The organism is Diaphorobacter oryzae DSM 22780 (assembly GCF_059568935.1).
In genome coordinates, this window is sequence record NZ_JCANUL010000007.1 from 12,997 (window position 1) to 30,357 (window position 17,361).

Sequence of the window (17,361 nt, forward strand, 5' to 3'; positions counted from 1 at the left end):
CGCGGGGTTCAGCGCAGGCCCAGCCAGCGGTCGAGCGAGGCCGCGCCCGCGCCGCGCCCGGCCAGGTAGAGCATCAACGCCGCCCACGACAGGTGCGTGGGCCAGGCGTCGGGGTACACGAAGACCTGGATCACCAGCGTCATGCCCAGCAGCGCCAGGGCCGACAGGCGCGTGGCCAGCCCCAGCACCAGCAGCACCGGGAACAGATGCTCGGCCACGGTGGCCATGGGCGCCGCCCATTCCGGGGGGATGAGCGGCAGCTGGTATTCCTCGCGGAACAGCAGGTAGGTGGTGTCGGTGATCGTGAACCAGCCTTCGACCTTGGTGCGGCCCGACATCCAGAAAATGCCCGCCAGCGCCAGGCGTGCGGCCAGCGCGATGAGGCCGTGCGGCGTGAACTGCTCCAGCCGTTGGGCCAGGCCGTTCCACCGCCCCCGCAAGCCGGAGGGGGGCGCGGTGGCCGTGCCGGTGGGGGTGTGGGCGGTGTGCATGGTGCTCTCCTAGTTCAACGGAATGTCGGGCGCGCGCAGGGCGCCGGTGCGCAGCAGCAGCGCCATGAGCGCGGCCAGGTCGGCGGCAGGGTCGGCCTGCAGTGCCTGGGCGGCGGCGTCCGCCAAGGGGGCGCCCGCGGCGCAGGCGTCCAGCAGCGTGCAGCCCGCGTGCGGCAGCGGCGCCCATTGCACGGCGTCGTGCGGGCGCGTCAGCAGCGCGCCTTCGCCTTGCCACGGCAGGCTGGCGTCCCAGGGCAGCCCCTCGCGCTGGCAGTGCCACAGGCGGTAGGCCGGGTGTTCCGCGCACCATTGCCAGCGGGCGGCCGGGTGGGGCTGCAGGCGCAGCGGCGCCAGTGCCTGGGGCGGCTGCTGGGCCAGCCACGCGGCCTGCAGTGCGGGGGCGTTGGCGGCCAGGTGGGCTTCGGTCCAGCAGCGGTCCAGCCGCGCCACGGCGCCCAGGTAGGGCAGGTGGGCGGCGGGCGCGAACTGGTCGAGGAAATCGGCAAAGCCCGCGCCATAGCCCATCAGCCGCCCGTCTTGCGGCGGGTGCCGGTGCACGAAGGCATGCGCCGCGGCGCGCAGCCAGTCGGTGCCCACCAGGGCGTGCACGGCCGGGTAGTTGGCCTGCAGTGCGTCGATGCAGCCCTTGGCCACGGTGTTGCGGTACACGGCAAAGCCGGGTTGGGCGAGCAGCGCATCCAGCCAGGCGGGCGGCGGTGCGCCGGCGCCGGGCGGGGGCAGCAGGGCGCCGGCCAGGCCGTCCTGGAAGTCGCTCAGGTGCATGGCAGGGCCTTCGGGGTGGTGAGGATGCGGTGCGCGCGCTCGCGCTCGGCCAGCAGCTCGGGCAGGGGCGGAATGGCGTCGTCGCGCTCGATCAGCGTGGGCCGGGGGCCGGTGCGCGCGATCAGGCGCTCGTACAGCGCCCACACGGGTTCGGCCACGGGCGCGTCGTGGCTGTCGATGAGCAGCGCGTCGCCCAGGCGCGGGTCGGCGTGGTGGCCCGCGAGGTGGATCTCGGTGATGGCCTGCACCGGAAAGGCGTCCAGGTAGTCGTGGGCGCAGGTGCCCAGGTTGTGGGCGCTGAGGTACACGTTGTTCACGTCCAGCAGCAGGCCGCAGCCGGTGCGGCGCACCAGCGCGGCCAGGAAGTCGGTCTCGCTCCAGTCGTGCCCCTCGATGTGCAGGTAGTGCGTGGGGTTCTCGATGGCGATGGTGCGGCCCAGGGCGTCCTGCGTGGCGCCGATGTTGGCCGCAATGCGCGCCAGCGCCTCGTGCGTGCGCGGAAAGGGCAGCAGGTCCGGGTGGTAGCGCCCGCGCCAGGCCGACCAGGCCAGGTGCTCGGACACCAGCGCCGGCTCGATGCGCCGCGCCAGTTGCGCCAGGCGCCGCAGGTGCTCCGCATCGGGCGGCGCATCGGCCGCGAGCGAGAGCGACACGCCATGCAGCGACACCGGATGCCGCGCCCGGATGGCTTCGAGCCAGGCCAGGCGCGGGCCGCCGTCGGCCAGGTAGTTCTCGGGGTGCACCTCCCACCACAGCCCGCTGGCGGTGCAGTGCAGGGCCTCGTCATAGTGCTGGGGCTTGAGGCCCAGGCCCGCAGTGAGAAGAGGCTTCATGGCGTGTTCCTGTGTCATGTCGGTGGCTCGGTCGCGCTTCGCCCGCTCCGTTTGAATCTGGCGCGGTGAAGGCCAGGGCTCCCGCGCAAGGGCCGCCCCGCCGCGCTGGGAGCGTCCCCCTGCCCGCCGCGCGCAGCGCTGCGAGAGCGGGGGGAAGGAGCGAAGCGACACAGGGGGGTGTTCACTTCATGGCTTGCAGCGAACCCATGCCCTTGGGCGTCTTGATGCTGGTGCAGGTGCCCGCGGGCACGTACTTCCAGGCGTTGCCCTGGTAATCCACCTTGGCGGTGCCCGCGCAGGTGGTGCCGGGGCCGGCGGCGCAGTCGTTCTTGCCGGCCATGGAGACGCCGTAGCATTTCTCCATGGCGGGCTTGGCCGTGTCGCCGGACTTGTTCATGCTGTCGGACTGGGCCATGGCGGCGCCAGAAGCGAGGGCGGCAAGGGCCAGGGCGCCGAGGGTGAGGGTGCGGGAAGTCATGGTGGTTGCTCCTTGAGGGGTGAAGAAAAGCGTCAGACCTCTGCCGGTGGTGCCTGCGCAACCGGCCGGTCTGCTCGGTAATTCGTGGGCGCGGCGGGCCGGGTTACGCTGCGGTCGAAATTATTTTTTTCAGCCCCGGTGTAACCGGCCGCGCACCGGCCCCGAATACCAGCCAGGGAGACGCCATGGAGATAGAACAGCGGCTGCGCCCGCTGCTGCTGCAGGGCCTGGGGGGCGACACCGACGCCTACCAGCGCTTCCTGAAGGAGCTGAGCGCGCACCTGCGGGCCTTTTTGCGCCGCCGCCTGGCCCAGCGGCCCGATGAAGTGGAGGACCTGGTGCAGGAAACCCTGCTTGCCGTGCACAACCAGCGCCACACCTACCGGCCCGATCTGCCGGTGACGGCGTGGGCGCACGCCATTGCGCGCTACAAGCTCATCGACTGGCTGCGCTCGCACGCGGTGAAGGGCGCGCTCGACGTGCCGCTGGACGACGTGCAGGAGCTGTTTTCCAGCAGCGATGCCGAGGCCGCGCAGGCCCGGCGCGACCTGGGCCAGTTGCTGCGGACGCTGCCCGAGCGCCAGCGCCTGCCCATCGTGCACGTCAAGCTCGAAGGGCTGTCGGTGGCCGAGACGGCGCGCCTGACGGGGTTGTCGGAATCGGCGGTCAAGGTGGGTGTGCACCGGGGGCTCAAGGCCCTGGCCGCCCGTATCAGGGGGACGACATGAAAACCGATGATTTGATTGCCATGCTGGCCGACGACCCCGGCCCGGTGCCGCGCCATGGCATCGAGCGGCGCTTTGCCCTCGCCATGGCGGGGGGCTGGCTGAGTGCCCTGGTGCTGATGCTGGCGCTGTTCGGGTTGCGGCCCACGCTGGCGCAGGACATGGCGCTGCCCATGTTCTGGGGCAAGCTGGTGTTTGCCGCCCTGCTGGCCGCCGGCAGCCTGGCCGTGCTGCGCCGCCTGGCGCGGCCCGGCATGGGCCTGGGGCCCAGCCTGGTGCTGCTGGCGCTGCCGCCGCTGGTGTTGTGGGGCCTGGCCGCCGTGGCGCTGGGCCAGGCCCATCCCGGCGAGCGCCTGCCCCTGGTGCTGGGCAGCACCTGGCGCACCTGCGCCTTCAACATTGCGGCGCTGTCGCTGCCGGCCCTGGCGGCCAGCCTGTGGGCCCTGCGCGGTGCGGCGCCCACGCGCCTGGCCTGGGCGGGCGCCGGGGCGGGGCTGCTGGCGGGCGCGCTGGGCGCGCTGGCCTATGCGTTGCACTGCCCGGAAATGGCTGCGCCCTTTCTGGCGGTGTGGTACCTGGCGGGCATGGCCTTGCCCACTTTGGCTGGCGCCTGGCTGGGGCCGCGCGTGCTGCGCTGGTAGTCAGGTGGGGGGCTGACCCAGCCAGCGGGCCACGGCCTCCACGCGCGCGGCGTGGATCAATTCACCCACTTTTTGGCCTGTAATGCCCTTGGATGCTGCGTGAGCAGCTATCACACTGGTAGCAACCGATTGCACCGCGGTCAGCACCGCGCCGAGGCGCGCGCGCTGGGGGTAGGGCGCTTCCTCGAAGCCCAGCCGCCCGCGCGCGTCGCATTCGCAGGCCAGCAGAATCTCGTCCAGCCGCGCCGGCTTGCGGATGGCGTCGCAGCGCTCCAGCAGCCGCACCAGCGCGGCCGCGCCCAGCTCGCCGCTGCGGTGGATGTTGCCGTGCTCGCGCGCCACCACGTCGGCCAGCTCGCGGCAGTCCACGGGCACGCGCAGGCGCTCGGCCACGCCCTTGAGCAGGCGGCTGCTGCGCTGCTCATGGCCGATGTGGCGCGGCAGCATGTCCTGCGGCGTGGTGCCCTTGCCCAGGTCGTGCGCCAGGCAGGCGAAGCGCACGGCCAGCGGCGCGTGCAGGCGCGCGGCCATGTCCAGCACCATCATCATGTGCACGCCGGTGTCCACCTCGGGGTGGTATTCGGGGCGCTGGGGCACGCCCCACAGGCGGTCCAGTTCGGGCAGCACCACGGCCAGCGCGCCGCAGTCGCGCAGCACCTCGAACATGCGCGAGGGGCGCTCCTCCATCAGCCCGCGCGACAGCTCCTGCCAGACGCGCTCGGGCACCAGGTGGTCGGCCTCGCCGTCCTGCACCATCTCGCGCATCAGCTGCAGCGTTTCGGGCGCCACCGTGAAGTCGGTGAGGCGCGCCGCGAAGCGCGCCACGCGCAGGATGCGCACGGGGTCTTCGCGGAAGGCGTCCGTGACGTGGCGCAGCACGCGCTGCGCGATGTCGCGCGCCCCGCCGTAAGGGTCAAAAAGGGCCTTGTCGCCCGTCCCGTCTGCGCTGGCAGCTATCGCATTGATAGTGAGGTCGCGGCGCGAGAGGTCTTCCTCCAGCGTCACGTCGGGCGAGGTTTGCACCACGAAGCCCCGGTAGCCGCGCCCGTTCTTGCGCTCGGTGCGCGCCAGCGCGTACTCCTCGTGGGTGTCGGGGTGCAGGAACACGGGGAAGTCGCGCCCCACGGGCAGGTAGCCCTGCTCCACCATCTGTTCGGGCGTGGCGCCCACCACGACCCAGTCGTGGTCATTGACGGGGCGGCCCAGAAGCCGGTCGCGCACGGCGCCGCCCACCATGTAAATCTTCATGGCCGCGAGTGTAAATTCATGGCCCTTGCCCCCGGAGCCCGCCCATGTCGTCCAGCCACATCACCATCGTCCAGCCCAACCCTGATGGCAGCCTGCCCATTCCGGTGCCCCCCGAACCCAGCGCGGCCGAGCGGGCCCAGACGCAGTTGCAGCAGCAGACCGAGGCGTTGCAGCAGCAGCTGCAGGATTTGCAGGCGCTGCTCGACAAGCCGCTGAGCGCCATCCTGGCCGAGCATGACAAGGCGCTGGAGTCGGCCGCCGCCTGGGATGCCTTTGGCGCCCAGTGGCTGCTGGCCCAGCGCGCGATGCGCCGCGTGGCCGTGGACTTGGGTGCGCAGCTGGGCGTGGACGAGGCGGCGGTGGTGGCCCGCGCCATGGCGCACGCCAACGCGGTCCTGAACAGCGAGGATGAGGACCTGGGCGGCTCCGTCGCCCCGGCGCAGCTGGCGCATATCGCGCGCCACAAGGCCTATCTGCGCAAGCAGTTCCGCCAGGGTTGAGGTGCGCCGCCGGTATCCGGCACTCAGTCCAGCGTCTGCCGATAACGCGCCAGCGCCAGGCCACCCGCCACCACGAGAAAGGCCAGCATGGGCCAGAGCTCGGGCGCGAGTTCGGTGAAGCCGCTGCCCTTGAGCAGGATGCCGCGCACGATGCGCAGGAAATGCGTGAGCGGCAGCACCTCGCCCAGCATCTGCGCCCAGCCCGGCATGCCGCGGAACGGGAACATGAAGCCCGACAGCAGGATCGAGGGCAGAAAGAAGAAGAACGTCATCTGCATGGCCTGCAGCTGGTTGCGCGCCAGCGTCGAAAAGGTGAAGCCCACGGCCAGATTGGCCAGGATGAACACGCCGATCATGGCCATGAGCAGCGCGAAGCTGCCGGCCATGGGCACCTCGAACAGCCACCAGGCCGCCGCGAGGATCACGGCCAGCTGCAGGTAGCCGACGAGCACGTAGGGCAGGATCTTGCCCGCCATGACTTCCATTGGCCGCACGGGCGTGGCCAGCAGGTTTTCCATGGTGCCGCGCTCGCGCTCGCGGGTCATGGCCAGCGAGGTCAGCATGACCATGGTCATGGTCAGGATGGTGCCGACCAGCCCCGGCACGATGTTGTAGCGCGACAGCCCCTCGGGGTTGTAGCGCCGGTGGATGCGCAGCTCGTAGGGCGGCGCGCGCGGCTGCAGCGCGGCCAGCGGCCCGCGCAGGTCGTGCGCCAGCGCCTGCGTGGCCACCAGGTTCAGCGCCGCGAGCGCGTTGCCAGACGCCGCGGGGTCCGTCGCGTCCACGGCCACGTACAGGGCGGGCTGCTCGCCGCGCAGCAGTCGCCGCTCGAACTGCGGCGGGATCACCACCATGAACTGCACGCGGCCCTGGGCCATGAGGGCGTCGCCCTCGGCCTCGCTCGCGGGCTGGGCCGTGATGCGGAAGTAGCCGGTGTTCTGCAGCGCCGCCACCAGGCTGCGCGTGAGCGGCCCGCTCTCGGCCGCGACCACGGCCGTGGGCAGGCCCTTGGGGTCGGTGTTGATGGCGTAGCCGAACAGCACCAGCTGCAGCACCGGAATGCCCACGGCCATGGCGAAGGTGAGCCGGTCGCGCAGCATCTGCTGGAATTCCTTGAGGAACACGGCGGCCATGCGCGCGGCCGAAAAGCCCCTCATGGCCGGGCCTCGGCGGGGGCTGCAAAGTTGTCCTGCGCACCGTGGATCAGGTGGATGAACACATCCTCCAGCGTGGGCGCCACGGGGCGCACGCGCAGGCCCGGGTGGGCCTGCCAGGGCGCCACGGCCCGGGCCAGCAGCGCCGCGTCGGTGCCGGCCACATGCACGGCGTTGCCGAAGGCGGTCACGCTCTGCACGCCCGGAGCGGACTGCAGCGGCGCGATCAGCGCGGCCGCGCCATCGCCCTCGATGCGCCACACGGCCAGGCCGGCCGCGTCCATGATGCGGGCCTGCGTGCCGCGCGCCAGCACGCGGCCATAGGCCAGGTAGACCAGCTCGTGGCAGCGCTCGGCCTCGTCCATGTAGTGCGTGGACACGAGCACCGTGATGCCCTCGGCGGCGAGGCGGTGGATCTCGTCCCAGAAGTCGCGCCGCGCCTTCGGGTCCACGCCGGCCGTGGGCTCGTCGAGCAGCAGCAGGCGCGGCTGGTGGATCAGGCAGGCGGCCAGCGCCAGGCGTTGCTTCCAGCCGCCCGACAGCGTGCCGGCCAGCTGGTGCTGGCGGTCCGTGAGGCCCAGGCGCGCGAGCGCGGCGTCCACGGCCGCGCGCCGCCCGGCCACGGCGAACAGGCGCGCGACGAAGTCCAGGTTCTGGCGGATCGACAGGTCCTCGTACCAGCCGAAGCGCTGCGTCATGTAGCCCACCTGGCGCTTGATGGCCGCCGCCTCGCGCCGTATGTCCAGGCCCAGGCAGTGGCCCTGGCCCGCGTCCGGCGTGAGCAGGCCGCAGAGCATGCGGATGGTGGTGGTCTTGCCGCTGCCGTTGGGGCCCAGAAAGCCGCAGATGCGCCCGGGCGCGACCTGCAGCGACACGTTGTCCACCACGGCGCGGCCGCCGTAGCGCTTGGTCAGGCCCTGCACGTCGATGGCCCAGGCGGCGGCGTTCACCGTGCCTCCGGTCAGGGCCTGGGCGCGCGCCGCACGTCGAGCGGCTGGCCCGGGTGCAGGCGCGTCGCGTCCTGCGCGTCGGGGCGGGCCTCGACGAGGAACACGAGTTTGGCGCGCTGCGCGTTGGAATAGATCACGGGCGGCGTGTATTCGGCCTGGGTGGCGATGCGGCTGATGCGCGCGGCGATGGGCGCGCCGCAGCCGTCGCACGACAGCTGCACGGCATCGCCCGGCGACAGTGTGGCGACCTCGGCCTCGGGCACGAAGAAGCGCGCCTTGATGTGGCCGGGCGGCAGCAGCGCCAGCACGGGCTGGCCGGCGCCCACGTATTCGCCCGCGCGGAAGAAGGTGTCGGCCACCTGGCCCGCGGCCGGCGCGGCCTGCTGCTTCTGGCGCTGGCTCCAGTCCGACTGGCGCAGGGCGTCGCCGGCGGCCTGGGCCTGGGCGGCGGCGGCCGCGCGCTCCGCGGGCCGGCCCGGCAGGCGTGCCACGCGCAGCGCGGCCTCAAGTTCGGTCACGCGGCCCTGCGCCTGGCGCGCGCCGCCCTCCAGGCTGTCGAGCGTGGCGGCCGAGATAAAGCCCTGGGCCACGAGCTGGCGCTGGCGCGCCAGGTTGCTGTGCGCCAGCTGCGCGGCGGCGCGTGCCTGGGCGAGCTGCGCCGTGAGCACGGCGATTTCGTCGGGCCGCTTGCCGGTGGCGATGTTCGCGCTCTGGGCGCGGGCCGCGGCCAGGCGGGCCAGGGCCTCATCGTGGGCCGCGCGCTCGCTCTCGCTGTCGAGCGTGAACAGCGGCGCACCCTGCACCACCTGCTGGCCCGCCTGCACGGCCAGTGTTTCCAGCCGGCCCGGCAGGGCCGCGGCGATGTAGATGTAGTCCCCTTCGGCGTAGCCGGACCAGCCGGGCGCGGCCTGGTCCTGGCAAGCCGCCAGCGCCAGCGCCAGGAACGGCGCGGCGGCGATGCGGCGAAGGGGCGGCGGCGGGGGCATGGCGTGGGCCGTCGCGGCTAGGTCACGTCGACCACCAGGAGCGGGTCGAACAAGGGGTTCTCGGGCGTGCCGTCCCGGGCGTAGCCGCGCGGGTTGCACAGCACGCGCGTGCCGTTCAGCAGGTAGTCGGAGCTGTCGTGCATGTGGCCGTGCACCCACAGGCGGGCGCCGCTGGCGGCGACCAGGTGGTCGGCGTTGGAGGCGAAGCAGGCGTTGAGCGGCGAGCCGGCAAAGCGCGGGTGGACGCTGCGCTGCGAGGGCGCATGGTGGGTGATGACCACGGTGGGCCCGTCGAAGGGCTGGGCCAGCTCGTGCGCCAGCCACTGCGCGTTCGCGTCGAACAGGGCGGCCGCGTCCTGCGGGGTGAACAGCGCGTCGTGCGGCGGCGCGCCGGTGCGGATGCGGCTGAAGTCGCGCAGCAGCTGCTGCGCCTGGGCCATGGCCTCGGCGCGCGGGGCGCCCTCGTCGGCCAGGCGGAAGTCGCTCCACAGCGTGCTGCCCACGAAGCGCACGCCCTGCAGCACCAGGCTGCGGTTGTCCAGCAGCTGCACGGCGCTGCCCGCGCACAGCCGCTGCAGCGTCTGGGCCGTGTCCTGCAGGCTCCCGCCGTAGAACTCGTGGTTGCCCGGCACGTAGAGCACGGGCTTGCCGAAGCCCTGGGCCCAGGCGACGGCGGCCTGCGGGCGGGCGATGTCGCCGGCCAGGATGACCAGGTCGGCGTCCGTGCGCGGGTGCTCCAGGCCCTGCACGCTCAGGTGCAGGTCGGACAGGATGTGCAGCTTCATGGCGCGGGCTCCCCGGCGCTCAGGTGCGCCGCGCGCGGTAGGGCTCGTCGAAGGCCACGAAGTCCTGCTCGGCCAGCGCGCCGTCGGTCCAGGCGCGCACTCCGGGCAGTTGCAGCACGCGCTGCACGTAGTCCTGGATGGCCGGCGGCACCGGCAGCGCGTAGGTGGTGATGCGCGAGCACACGGGGGCGTAGAAGGCGTCGGCGATGCTGAACGGGCCGAACAGCATCGGGCCGCCGTGCTGGGCGAGCAGTTCGCTCCACATCTCCACCAGGCGCTGCACGTCGGCGCGCACGCCGGGCTGGTCGCGCCAGACGATCTCGCCCACCTCGGGCAGGTGGGCCTCCATGTTCATGCCGCAGTGGCTGCGCAGCGCGCCAAAGCCGCTGTGCATCTCGGCCACCACGCTGCGGGCGCGCGCGCGGGCGACCGGGTCCTGGGGCCACAGCTGCTTGTCGGGAAACTTCTCGGCCAGGTATTCGGCGATGGCCAGGCTGTCCCACACGGTCACGCCGCCGTCCACCAGCACGGGCACCTTGGCCACGGGGCTGACGGCCTTGAGCTGGCGCTTGAACTGCGAGTTGGCGTCGAAGCTGTCGAAGCGCACGGGCACTTCCTCGAACGCGATACCGGCCTGGCGCAGCAGCACCCAGGGTCGCATGGACCACGAGGAGTAATTCTTGTTGCCGATGTAGAGCTGGAGCATGGGGGCGTTCCTTGGCGCTGTGGTGCTACGTTAAAAAGAGCTGTTCACGCAATCCGTGATTGGTTTGTGGATTGTTTTGCGCCTGAAAGCACCGTGTATCAAGCGCAAGCTGCTCTGGTGTTTGATGGTGTCACACCGGCCAGACCACGCCGTTGTCGTTGAGGATGGCGTCCAGCGGCATGTCGTGCGGCTCGGGCTCGAACTCGTCCAGGTAGCCCAGGGTGAAGCCCAGGCCCACGGTGACGGGCGGGGGCTGCAGGCTGGCCAGCGTGCGGTCGTAGAAGCCCCCGCCATAGCCCAGGCGGTAGCCGCCGGGGCCGTAGCCCACGCAGGGCACGAACAGCAGCGTGGGGTGGATGACCTCGGTGTCCTTGGGCTTGGGGATGCCGTAGGCGTCCTCCTCCATGGGACAGCCCGGGTACCAGGCGTGGAAGGTGAGGGTCTTGTGCACCTTGTCCACCACGGGCAGGCCGATGCGGCGCAGTTGCGGCTCGTCCAGCAGCTCGCCGTCTTCCTTCCAGCGGTGCAGCGCGGGCAGCGGGTCGAACTCGCCCTTGATGGGCCAGTACGCGCCGATGATGGTGTCCGGGCGGTCCACCAGCCAGATGCGCATCACGCGCTGGAGCTGGTCGGCCCGCAGCAGACGATCGGGAAGATTCAGGCGTTGCTCTACCAAAGTGCGGCGCAGGGCTGCTTTGTCCATCACATAATTCCCCCATGCAATGGCTCAAGATTCTGACACCGCTGGTCGCGATTGCCGCATTGGCCACGGTGGCGCCGCAGGCTGGGGCGCAAAACCGCGGCGATGACACCCTGCTGGAAATGCAGAAGGCCTTCCGCAAGGGCGACAAGCAGCGGCTGGCCACGCTGCTGCCGGCCGCGCGCGGACACGCGCTGGAGCCCTGGGCCGCCTACTGGGAACTGCGAGCGCGGCTGGAGGAGGCTTCGCCCGCCGAGGTGAACGCCTTCCTGCAGCGCTGGGCCGGCACCTACCAGGAGGACCGCCTGCGCAACGACTGGCTGCTGCTGCTGGGCCAGCGCCGCGACTGGGAGCAGTTCGCCGAGCTGCACCCCCAATTCCGCATGGGCGACGACCGCGAGGTGCGCTGCTACGCGCTGGCGATCGAGCAGATCCGGGGCAAGGCCGGCGAGGACGCGGGCGCCGAGGTGCTGCGCAACTGGTACGCGATGCGCGAGGTGGACGACGGCTGCTCCAACGCCGCCGCCGAAATGCTGGCCGCCAAGAAGATCAAGCCCATCGACGTCTGGCGCAAGGCGCGCCTGGGCGCCGAGGCCAACCGCCTGCGCGTGGTGCGCAAGGCGGTGGAGATCGTCGCGCCCGAGGCGCTGGGGCAGCTGCGCGAGGCGCTGGATTCGCCCGCCAAATACCTGGCGGGCCGCGCCACGGCGCGCGGCAAGGAGCGCCAGGAACTGGTGGTGCTGGCCCTGGTGCGCATGGCCATGAGCGACACCGCGGGCGCCGCGCGCCTGCTGGACGCCAAATGGGGCGTGCAGCTCTCGGCCGAGGAGCGCAACTGGCTCTGGGGCCTGATCGGCAAGCAGGCGGCCATGGCGCTGTCGCCCGACGCGCTGGACTATTTCGGCAACGTGACCCGCGAAACCGACCTGACCGACGACATGCTGGGCTGGCGTGTGCGCGCCGCGCTGCGCGCCGGCCAGTGGAAGCAGGTGGGCCGCAGCATCGACGCCATGAGCCCCTCCGCGCGCCAGGACAGCGCCTGGACCTACTGGAAGGCGCGCGCCCTGATGGCCCACCGGCCCGGGGACGAGGACCGCGCCGCGGCGCGCCAGCTCTACGAGCGCATCGCCGGCACCACGGGTTTTTATGAACAGCTGGCGCTGGAGGAACTGGGTTCGCGCGTGGCCCCGCCGCCCGCGCCCGCGCCCCTGACCAGCGAGGAAAAGGCCGCCGCGCGCGCCAACCCTGGCCTGAACCGCGCCCTGTACGCCATCTTGCTGGGCCTGCGCAGCGAGGGCGTGCGCGAGTGGAACTACACCACCAACCTGCACCAGCCCGGCGGCATGGGCGAGCGCGAGCTGCTGGCCGCCGCCGACTTCGCCTGCCAGCGCGAGGTGTGGGACCGCTGCATCAACACCAGCGAGCGCACCAAGAGCGAGATCGACACCGCGCAGCGCTTTCCCATGCCGCACCAGGCCGCCGTGGTGCAGCGCGCGCAGGGCATCGGCCTGGACCCAGCCTATGTCTACGGCCTGATCCGCCAGGAAAGCCGCTTCATCATGGACGCGCGCTCGGGCGTGGGCGCCTCGGGCCTGATGCAGGTGATGCCGGCCACGGCGCGCTGGACGGCGCGCAAGATCGGCCTGGCCGGCTTCACGCAGGACCAGATCAACGACCGCGACACCAACATCACCATCGGCACGGCCTACCTCAAGCTGGCGCTGGACGACTTCGACGGCTCCATGGCGCTGGCCGCCGCGGCCTACAACGCCGGCCCGGGCCGGCCGCGCAACTGGCGCAACGGCCCGGTGATCGACGCGGCGATCTGGGCCGAGAACGTGCCCTTCTCCGAGACGCGCGACTACGTGAAGAAGGTGCTGGCCAACACGGTGAACTACGCCGCCATCCTCACCGGCCAGCCGCAGTCGCTCAAGAGCCGCCTGGGCACCGTGGGCCCGCGCGACGCGCGCGAGCCCGCGCCGAACAAGGACCTGCCCTGAGCGGGTGGCAATATTTTGCTATTGAAATAAGAGCTTATGGCGCTTGATGGACGGGCGCTAGCGGCTCTTTTCATTCAAGGCCTGGCCCAGCGGCGCAGCAGGTTGTGGTACACGCCCGTGAGCTGCACCAGGCGCGGGTCGTCCGGCGCCGTCAGCGGCGTGAGCTGCTGGATGGACTGGTCCAGGTCGAACAGCAGCGTGCGGTCGGCCTCATCCTGCACCAGGCTCTCGATCCAGAAGAACGCGGCCACGCGCGCGCCGCGCGTCACGGGCGTCACGCGGTGCAGGCTGCTGGAGGGGTAGAGCACCATGTCGCCCGCGGCCAGCTTCACGCACTGCACGCCGAAGGGGCCTTCCACCTCCAGCTCGCCGCCGTCGTATTCCTCGGGCTCGGCCAGGAACAGCGTGGCCGACAGGTCGGTGCGCATCTGCTGGCTGCTGCCCGGCAGGAACATGAGCGCGCTGTCCACATGCGCGCCGTAGGTGCCGCCGTCGGCGTAGCGGTTGAACTTCGGGGGGTAGATGGTGCGCGGCAGCGCGGCGCTGATGAACAGCGGCGTGGCCGCCAGCCGGCGCAGGATGTGCTGGCCCAGGCGCCGGGCAGGCTCGCTGCCGTCGGGCAACTGCTGGTTGCGCTTGACGCTTTTGGCCAGCGTGCCGGCGGTGGCGGCGCCGTCGTCCCAGTCGCTGGCATCCAGCGCCTGGCGGAATTGGCGGACTTCGTCCGGGGTGAGTACCTGGTCGATGGAGATCAGCATGGTCGCGCGGGGGTGAGGGCTTCGGGGGTGATGTCGGCCAGGCGGGCGCAGCCCGCCTGCGCCATGCAGGCGTGCAGCTCCTCGGTGAGCAGCTGCAGCATGTGGGCTACGCCCAGGGCGCCGGCCACGGCCAAGGCGTAGACCTGCAGCCGGCCGACGAGCACGGCGTCGGCGCCCAGGGCCAGGGCCTTGAAGGCGTCGCTGCCGCTGCGCACACCGCCGTCCAGCAGCACGGAATAGCCCGGGCCCACGGCGGCGCGCACGGCGGACAGGCGGTGCAGGGCGGCGGGCGCGCCGTCCAGGCTGCGCCCGCCGTGGTTGGAGACGATGACGCCGGCCGCCCCGGCCGCCTGCAGGGCGCGGGCGTCGTCGGCGTGCAGCACGCCCTTGACCCAGACGGGCAGGCGGGACGCGTGCAGCAGCCAGTGCAGGTCGTCCCAGGTGGGGGCGTGGCGCATGGCGCCCTGGAAGATGCGGCTGTCGCCCTCGGCCAGGGTGCCGGGCGCGGGCGCTGGGTAATGCCCCAGGTTGGCGGCCACGCAGTCGGCGGGCATGGCAAAGCCGGCCTGCAGCGCGCTGCGGCTGGCCATCTGGATGCTGGCGTCCAGCGTGAGCACGATGGCGCGGTAGCCGGCGGCCTCGGCGCGGTGCAGCAGGTCGAGCGTGTGGGCGCGCTCGGGCTGCAGGTACAGCTGGAACCAGCGCGCGGGGCCGCTGGCGGCGGCAATGGTTTCGAGCGTGCACGACGACAGCGTGCTGGCCACCAGGCAGGTGCCCGTGGCCTGCGCGGCGCGGGCGGTGGCGGCTTCCGCGTCGGGGTGCGCCAGGCGCTGGTGCGCCACGGGCGCCAGCAGCAGCGGGTGGGGCAGCTCCAGGCCGCCCAGCGCCAGCCGCGTGTGGCCGGCGCGCAGGTCGCGCAGCAGGCGCGGCACCACGGCCCAGTCGGCGAAGGCGGCGCGGTTGGCGGCCACCGTCTGGTCCCAGCCGCAGCCGCCGGCCACATACGCAAGGCGGCCCGCGTCCATGTGCTGGGGCGCGAGCCGCTCGTAGTCGATGGCGTTCCACACGCCCGGGGGGATCGAAGGGTTCATCAAAATCAATAGCTGCCAGCGCTTGACCCGCAAGCGCTGGAGCCATTTTTGATTACAAGTCCAGGTTCAGCGTCAGGCGCACTGCGCGGCCGTCACCCTTGTACAGGAAGGCGCCCGAGCGGTACACGGCCGTGTAGTAGTCCTTGTCGGCCGCGTTCAGCACGTTCAGGCGCAGGTCGGCCTGCTTGTTGATGCGGTAGGACGCGAACAGGTCGTACACGGTGAACGAGGGCACGGGCTGCGAGCACATGCCGTTGGAGAAGCCGGCGCCGGTGTCGGGCTGGCCGCCGCAGCGCGAGCTTTCGTAGCGCGCGGTGGCGCCGACCGAGAAGTTGGGCGTGAGCTGGTACTTGCCCTGGACGGAGAAGGAGCGGTCGGCGAAGTTGCTCAGCGGCAGGCCCACGTTGGCGGCCGTGGCCGAGCGCAGCACCTTGGACTTCATGAAGGCCACGCCGGCCTGCATCTGGAAGTCGCGGGTCACGTTGCCGGCCAGGCCGAACTCGATGCCGCGCACGCGGTTGCGGCCGGTGTTGAAGGTGCCGTTGGCGTCGTAGTCGGCGCCCTCCATCACGTCCTTCTTGGTGGTTTGGAACAGGGCGGCCGTGGCCAGCAGCTTGTCGTCCAGCAGGTTCCACTTGGTGCCCAGCTCGATGTTCTGCGCGGTCTCGGGCTTGGCGCCCGCGGCGTCGTCCTGGTGGATCACCAGGCCGCCGTAGCCGCTGCTGGTACCGGTGTCGGATTCGCCGCCGTTGATGTCCTGCGCCGTGCCGTAGCTGGCGTAGACCATGCCCAGGGGGTTGATCTTGTAGGTCACGCCCAGGTGGCCGTTGAGCAGCGTGTCGCTGAAGCCGTAGTCGCCCGTCATGGCGCCGGTCTGGTTGTTGCGCGTGTCCAGCGACAGCTTGTAGTGGTCGGCGCGCAGGCCGCCGAACAGCGTCCACTTGTCGGTCAGGTCCACGGTGTCCATGGCGGACAGCGCGAAGGTCTTCACGCGCCAGTCGCGGTTCCAGCCGCGCTTGTCATAGCTGCGGCCGGCCAGGGAGCCCAGGTCGGCGACGGCGTTGCCGTTCAGGTCGGTGATGCACCAGCCGTCGGCGGGGCCGGTGCGGCCGGAGACGCGGCAGTTGAAGGCGCCGGTGTTGGTGATGCCGTAGTTGCCGGACTTGACCTGGTGGTCGGTGTACTCCAGGCCGAAGATGAACTCGTGCTTGAGGCCGCCGATCTGCTTGTCCCAGCGCAGGTTGCTCTGGTGGGCGAAGTAGCTCACGTCCTGCCAGCCGGTGTGGCCGTTGTCCAGGGCGGCGGCCGTGCCGATGGGGTTGTTGGCGGCGTCGAGCACCGTGCGCATGGAGGCGCCCGTGGTGGCATAGCGGTTGTCGCTCTGGCCGTAGCGCGTCAGGCTGGTCAGGCGCAGGTCGGGCGCGAAGCGGTAGGCGATGCGGGCCGTGAGGGTGTCCACGTCGGACTGGATGAAGTCGTTGTTTTGCGCGTAGACGGGCACGTTGCGCGCGGGCCGGCGGTCCGCGCCCGTGCCCACCAGGTAGCCGCCCAGGTCGGCGCGCTGGTCCTTGGCGCGCAGGCCGTAGTAGTCGATCGTGACCGCCAGGTCCTCGTTCACGTTCCACAGGCCCGACAGGGCCAGGCCGCGGCGCTGGCGCTCGGCGGGGCTGCGGCCGGGCACGTCCTCGCCGGCCAGCAGGCCGTTGACGCGCAGTGCGAAGGTCTCGCTGAACACCTTGTTGGCGTCGCCGGTGACGCGGTAGTGGTCGTCCGAGCCCACGGCGCCGGACAGGCGCGTGAAGCTGTAGTCCATGGTGGCCTGCTTGGTCACGCCGTTGATGGCGCCGCCCGCGGAGCCGCGGCCCGCGAACGAGGAGTTCGGGCCCTTGGTGATCTCCAGCTGCTCCAGGGCGAAGCTCTCGCGCGTGGTCATGCCGGGGTCGCGCAGGCCGTCCACGAACACGTCGGAGCGCGCCTCCTGGCCGCGGATGATGTAGCGGTCGCCGAAGGCGTTGCCGTTCTCGCCCGTGCCCAGGGTGATGCCGGGCTGGGCCTGCAGGATCTGCTTCAGGTCGGTCTGGCCCGAGTCGTCGATGGCCGACTTGGTGATCACCGACATGGTGGTCGGCGTCTCGGCAATCGGGCGCGTGTGGCGCGTGTCGGCCGAGGTCTTGGCCTTGTAGGGCGCGCCCACCTCGGCGTTGGGGTTGGGGTCGATGGCCTGCTCCTGCACCGTCACGGTGGGCAGGGTGTGGGCCGGGGCCGGGGTGGCCGGCGTCTGGGCCATGGCACTCAGGGGCAGCAGGGCGGCGGCGGCGAGGCCGTCGACCAGGCGCAGGCTCTTGGGTTTCTTGAGGGAGGGAGAGACAGACATGCTTTGGGACAGGATTGAGTTCACATGGATTATTGTTGCGAATCAATCTTGTTTGCATCAATGTCCCGCAAACTCCTTCTTTTGGCGTGTAAAGAAGGGGGGGGCGCGTCCGATCTGTTGTCTGCTGGCAACAGATGCGCCACCGATGCGCGATGGTG

Annotated in this window: 18 protein-coding genes; 4 read left to right on the forward strand and 14 right to left on the reverse strand. The window is 71.5% G+C overall.

The features are described 5' to 3' along the window. Nucleotides 1-8: 8 nt before the first annotated feature. The 4 genes from BP68_RS12265 to BP68_RS12280 form a co-directional block, all read right to left on the reverse strand. Nucleotides 9-491 (reverse strand): DoxX family protein, encoded by a 483-nt coding sequence (locus tag BP68_RS12265; RefSeq protein WP_496372114.1) that lies wholly within the window; start codon nucleotides 489-491, stop codon nucleotides 9-11. Nucleotides 492-500: 9 nt separating this feature from the next. Next, a complete protein-coding gene (locus tag BP68_RS12270) occupies nucleotides 501-1,274 on the reverse strand; it encodes an HvfC/BufC family peptide modification chaperone (protein ID WP_496372116.1) in 774 nt (257 codons plus the stop codon). Next, nucleotides 1,265-2,107: an MNIO family bufferin maturase gene (gene bufB, locus BP68_RS12275; protein WP_496372118.1), complete on the reverse strand. Its 843-nt coding sequence runs from the start codon at nucleotides 2,105-2,107 to the stop codon at nucleotides 1,265-1,267. The genes BP68_RS12270 and bufB overlap by 10 nt, the downstream gene beginning before the upstream one ends. 181 nt (nucleotides 2,108-2,288) lie before the next feature. Beyond that, complete coding sequence (locus tag BP68_RS12280; protein WP_496372120.1) at nucleotides 2,289-2,585, reverse strand: BufA1 family periplasmic bufferin-type metallophore; 297 nt, start codon at nucleotides 2,583-2,585, stop codon at nucleotides 2,289-2,291. A gap of 185 nt (nucleotides 2,586-2,770) precedes the next feature. Between BP68_RS12280 and BP68_RS12285 the strand changes: the two genes are divergently transcribed. Both BP68_RS12285 and BP68_RS12290 read left to right on the forward strand, forming a co-directional pair. Then, complete coding sequence (locus BP68_RS12285) at nucleotides 2,771-3,313, forward strand: sigma-70 family RNA polymerase sigma factor (RefSeq protein WP_496372122.1); 543 nt, start codon at nucleotides 2,771-2,773, stop codon at nucleotides 3,311-3,313. After that, entirely contained in the window at nucleotides 3,310-3,951 is a 642-nt protein-coding gene (locus tag BP68_RS12290) for a DUF1109 domain-containing protein (RefSeq protein ID WP_496372124.1), read from the forward strand. The genes BP68_RS12285 and BP68_RS12290 overlap by 4 nt, the downstream gene beginning before the upstream one ends. Here the strand turns inward: BP68_RS12290 and BP68_RS12295 are convergent, their stop codons facing one another. Next, nucleotides 3,952-5,199 carry a multifunctional CCA addition/repair protein gene (locus tag BP68_RS12295; protein WP_496372126.1) on the reverse strand — a complete coding sequence of 416 codons (1,248 nt, stop codon included), beginning with the start codon at nucleotides 5,197-5,199 and terminating at the stop codon, nucleotides 3,952-3,954. Nucleotides 5,200-5,243: 44 nt separating this feature from the next. On the opposite strand from BP68_RS12295, the gene BP68_RS12300 reads away from it, so the two are divergent. After that, nucleotides 5,244-5,699, forward strand: coding sequence for a hypothetical protein (locus tag BP68_RS12300; RefSeq protein WP_496372128.1), 456 nt, complete (start codon nucleotides 5,244-5,246; stop codon nucleotides 5,697-5,699). A gap of 23 nt (nucleotides 5,700-5,722) precedes the next feature. Here BP68_RS12300 and BP68_RS12305 read toward each other — a convergent pair whose 3' ends face one another. The 6 genes from BP68_RS12305 to BP68_RS12330 all read right to left on the reverse strand — a co-directional run bounded on the left by BP68_RS12305 (nucleotide 5,723) and on the right by BP68_RS12330 (nucleotide 10,983). Continuing rightward, nucleotides 5,723-6,856 (reverse strand): ABC transporter permease, encoded by a 1,134-nt coding sequence (locus BP68_RS12305; protein ID WP_496372129.1) that lies wholly within the window; start codon nucleotides 6,854-6,856, stop codon nucleotides 5,723-5,725. After that, a complete protein-coding gene (locus BP68_RS12310; RefSeq protein WP_496372131.1) occupies nucleotides 6,853-7,803 on the reverse strand; it encodes an ABC transporter ATP-binding protein in 951 nt (316 codons plus the stop codon). Before BP68_RS12310 ends, BP68_RS12305 begins: the two co-directional genes overlap by 4 nt. A gap of 11 nt (nucleotides 7,804-7,814) precedes the next feature. Continuing rightward, nucleotides 7,815-8,789: an HlyD family secretion protein gene (locus tag BP68_RS12315; RefSeq protein WP_496372133.1), complete on the reverse strand. Its 975-nt coding sequence runs from the start codon at nucleotides 8,787-8,789 to the stop codon at nucleotides 7,815-7,817. A 17-nt stretch (nucleotides 8,790-8,806) separates the two neighbouring features. Continuing rightward, nucleotides 8,807-9,574 carry a metallophosphoesterase gene (locus BP68_RS12320; RefSeq protein WP_496372135.1) on the reverse strand — a complete coding sequence of 256 codons (768 nt, stop codon included), beginning with the start codon at nucleotides 9,572-9,574 and terminating at the stop codon, nucleotides 8,807-8,809. Nucleotides 9,575-9,593: 19 nt separating this feature from the next. Then, nucleotides 9,594-10,280: a glutathione S-transferase family protein gene (locus tag BP68_RS12325; RefSeq protein WP_496372137.1), complete on the reverse strand. Its 687-nt coding sequence runs from the start codon at nucleotides 10,278-10,280 to the stop codon at nucleotides 9,594-9,596. Nucleotides 10,281-10,410: 130 nt separating this feature from the next. Beyond that, entirely contained in the window at nucleotides 10,411-10,983 is a 573-nt protein-coding gene (locus tag BP68_RS12330) for a 5-formyltetrahydrofolate cyclo-ligase (RefSeq protein WP_496372139.1), read from the reverse strand. A gap of 14 nt (nucleotides 10,984-10,997) precedes the next feature. Between BP68_RS12330 and BP68_RS12335 the strand changes: the two genes are divergently transcribed. Continuing rightward, the gene (locus BP68_RS12335) at nucleotides 10,998-12,980 is read left to right on the forward strand and encodes a lytic transglycosylase domain-containing protein (RefSeq protein WP_496372141.1); all 1,983 of its coding nucleotides are present in this window, start codon (nucleotides 10,998-11,000) and stop codon (nucleotides 12,978-12,980) included. 74 nt (nucleotides 12,981-13,054) lie between these two features. On the opposite strand, the gene BP68_RS12340 is transcribed toward BP68_RS12335, so the two are convergent. From BP68_RS12340 to BP68_RS12350, 3 genes are read right to left on the reverse strand one after another with little or no spacing between them, the layout of a single operon-like run. Beyond that, entirely contained in the window at nucleotides 13,055-13,738 is a 684-nt protein-coding gene (locus BP68_RS12340; RefSeq protein ID WP_496372143.1) for a Fe2+-dependent dioxygenase, read from the reverse strand. Further along, a complete protein-coding gene (locus tag BP68_RS12345) occupies nucleotides 13,732-14,829 on the reverse strand; it encodes an alpha-hydroxy acid oxidase (RefSeq protein WP_496372145.1) in 1,098 nt (365 codons plus the stop codon). The genes BP68_RS12340 and BP68_RS12345 overlap by 7 nt, the downstream gene beginning before the upstream one ends. Nucleotides 14,830-14,881: 52 nt before the next feature. Then, entirely contained in the window at nucleotides 14,882-17,203 is a 2,322-nt protein-coding gene (locus tag BP68_RS12350) for a TonB-dependent receptor (RefSeq protein WP_496372147.1), read from the reverse strand. Between the last annotated feature and the right edge of the window lie 158 nt (nucleotides 17,204-17,361).

Excerpts from the sequence above, each read along its gene's own strand:
- bufB (WP_496372118.1), bottom strand. The coding sequence starts at position 2,107 with ATGAAGCCTCTTCTCACTGCGGGCCTGGGCCTCAAGCCCCAGCACTAT.
- BP68_RS12330 (WP_496372139.1), bottom strand. The coding sequence starts at position 10,983 with ATGGACAAAGCAGCCCTGCGCCGCACTTTGGTAGAGCAACGCCTGAAT.
- BP68_RS12325 (WP_496372137.1), bottom strand. The coding sequence starts at position 10,280 with ATGCTCCAGCTCTACATCGGCAACAAGAATTACTCCTCGTGGTCCATG.
- BP68_RS12295 (WP_496372126.1), bottom strand. The coding sequence starts at position 5,199 with ATGAAGATTTACATGGTGGGCGGCGCCGTGCGCGACCGGCTTCTGGGC.
- BP68_RS12270 (WP_496372116.1), bottom strand. The coding sequence starts at position 1,274 with ATGCACCTGAGCGACTTCCAGGACGGCCTGGCCGGCGCCCTGCTGCCC.
- BP68_RS12340 (WP_496372143.1), bottom strand. The coding sequence starts at position 13,738 with ATGCTGATCTCCATCGACCAGGTACTCACCCCGGACGAAGTCCGCCAA.
- BP68_RS12280 (WP_496372120.1), bottom strand. The coding sequence starts at position 2,585 with ATGACTTCCCGCACCCTCACCCTCGGCGCCCTGGCCCTTGCCGCCCTC.
- BP68_RS12350 (WP_496372147.1), bottom strand. The coding sequence starts at position 17,203 with ATGTCTGTCTCTCCCTCCCTCAAGAAACCCAAGAGCCTGCGCCTGGTC.
- BP68_RS12335 (WP_496372141.1), top strand. The coding sequence starts at position 10,998 with ATGCAATGGCTCAAGATTCTGACACCGCTGGTCGCGATTGCCGCATTG.
- BP68_RS12320 (WP_496372135.1), bottom strand. The coding sequence starts at position 9,574 with ATGAAGCTGCACATCCTGTCCGACCTGCACCTGAGCGTGCAGGGCCTG.
- BP68_RS12315 (WP_496372133.1), bottom strand. The coding sequence starts at position 8,789 with ATGCCCCCGCCGCCGCCCCTTCGCCGCATCGCCGCCGCGCCGTTCCTG.
- BP68_RS12285 (WP_496372122.1), top strand. The coding sequence starts at position 2,771 with ATGGAGATAGAACAGCGGCTGCGCCCGCTGCTGCTGCAGGGCCTGGGG.
- BP68_RS12345 (WP_496372145.1), bottom strand. The coding sequence starts at position 14,829 with ATGAACCCTTCGATCCCCCCGGGCGTGTGGAACGCCATCGACTACGAG.
- BP68_RS12300 (WP_496372128.1), top strand. The coding sequence starts at position 5,244 with ATGTCGTCCAGCCACATCACCATCGTCCAGCCCAACCCTGATGGCAGC.
- BP68_RS12290 (WP_496372124.1), top strand. The coding sequence starts at position 3,310 with ATGAAAACCGATGATTTGATTGCCATGCTGGCCGACGACCCCGGCCCG.
- BP68_RS12265 (WP_496372114.1), bottom strand. The coding sequence starts at position 491 with ATGCACACCGCCCACACCCCCACCGGCACGGCCACCGCGCCCCCCTCC.
- BP68_RS12305 (WP_496372129.1), bottom strand. The coding sequence starts at position 6,856 with ATGAGGGGCTTTTCGGCCGCGCGCATGGCCGCCGTGTTCCTCAAGGAA.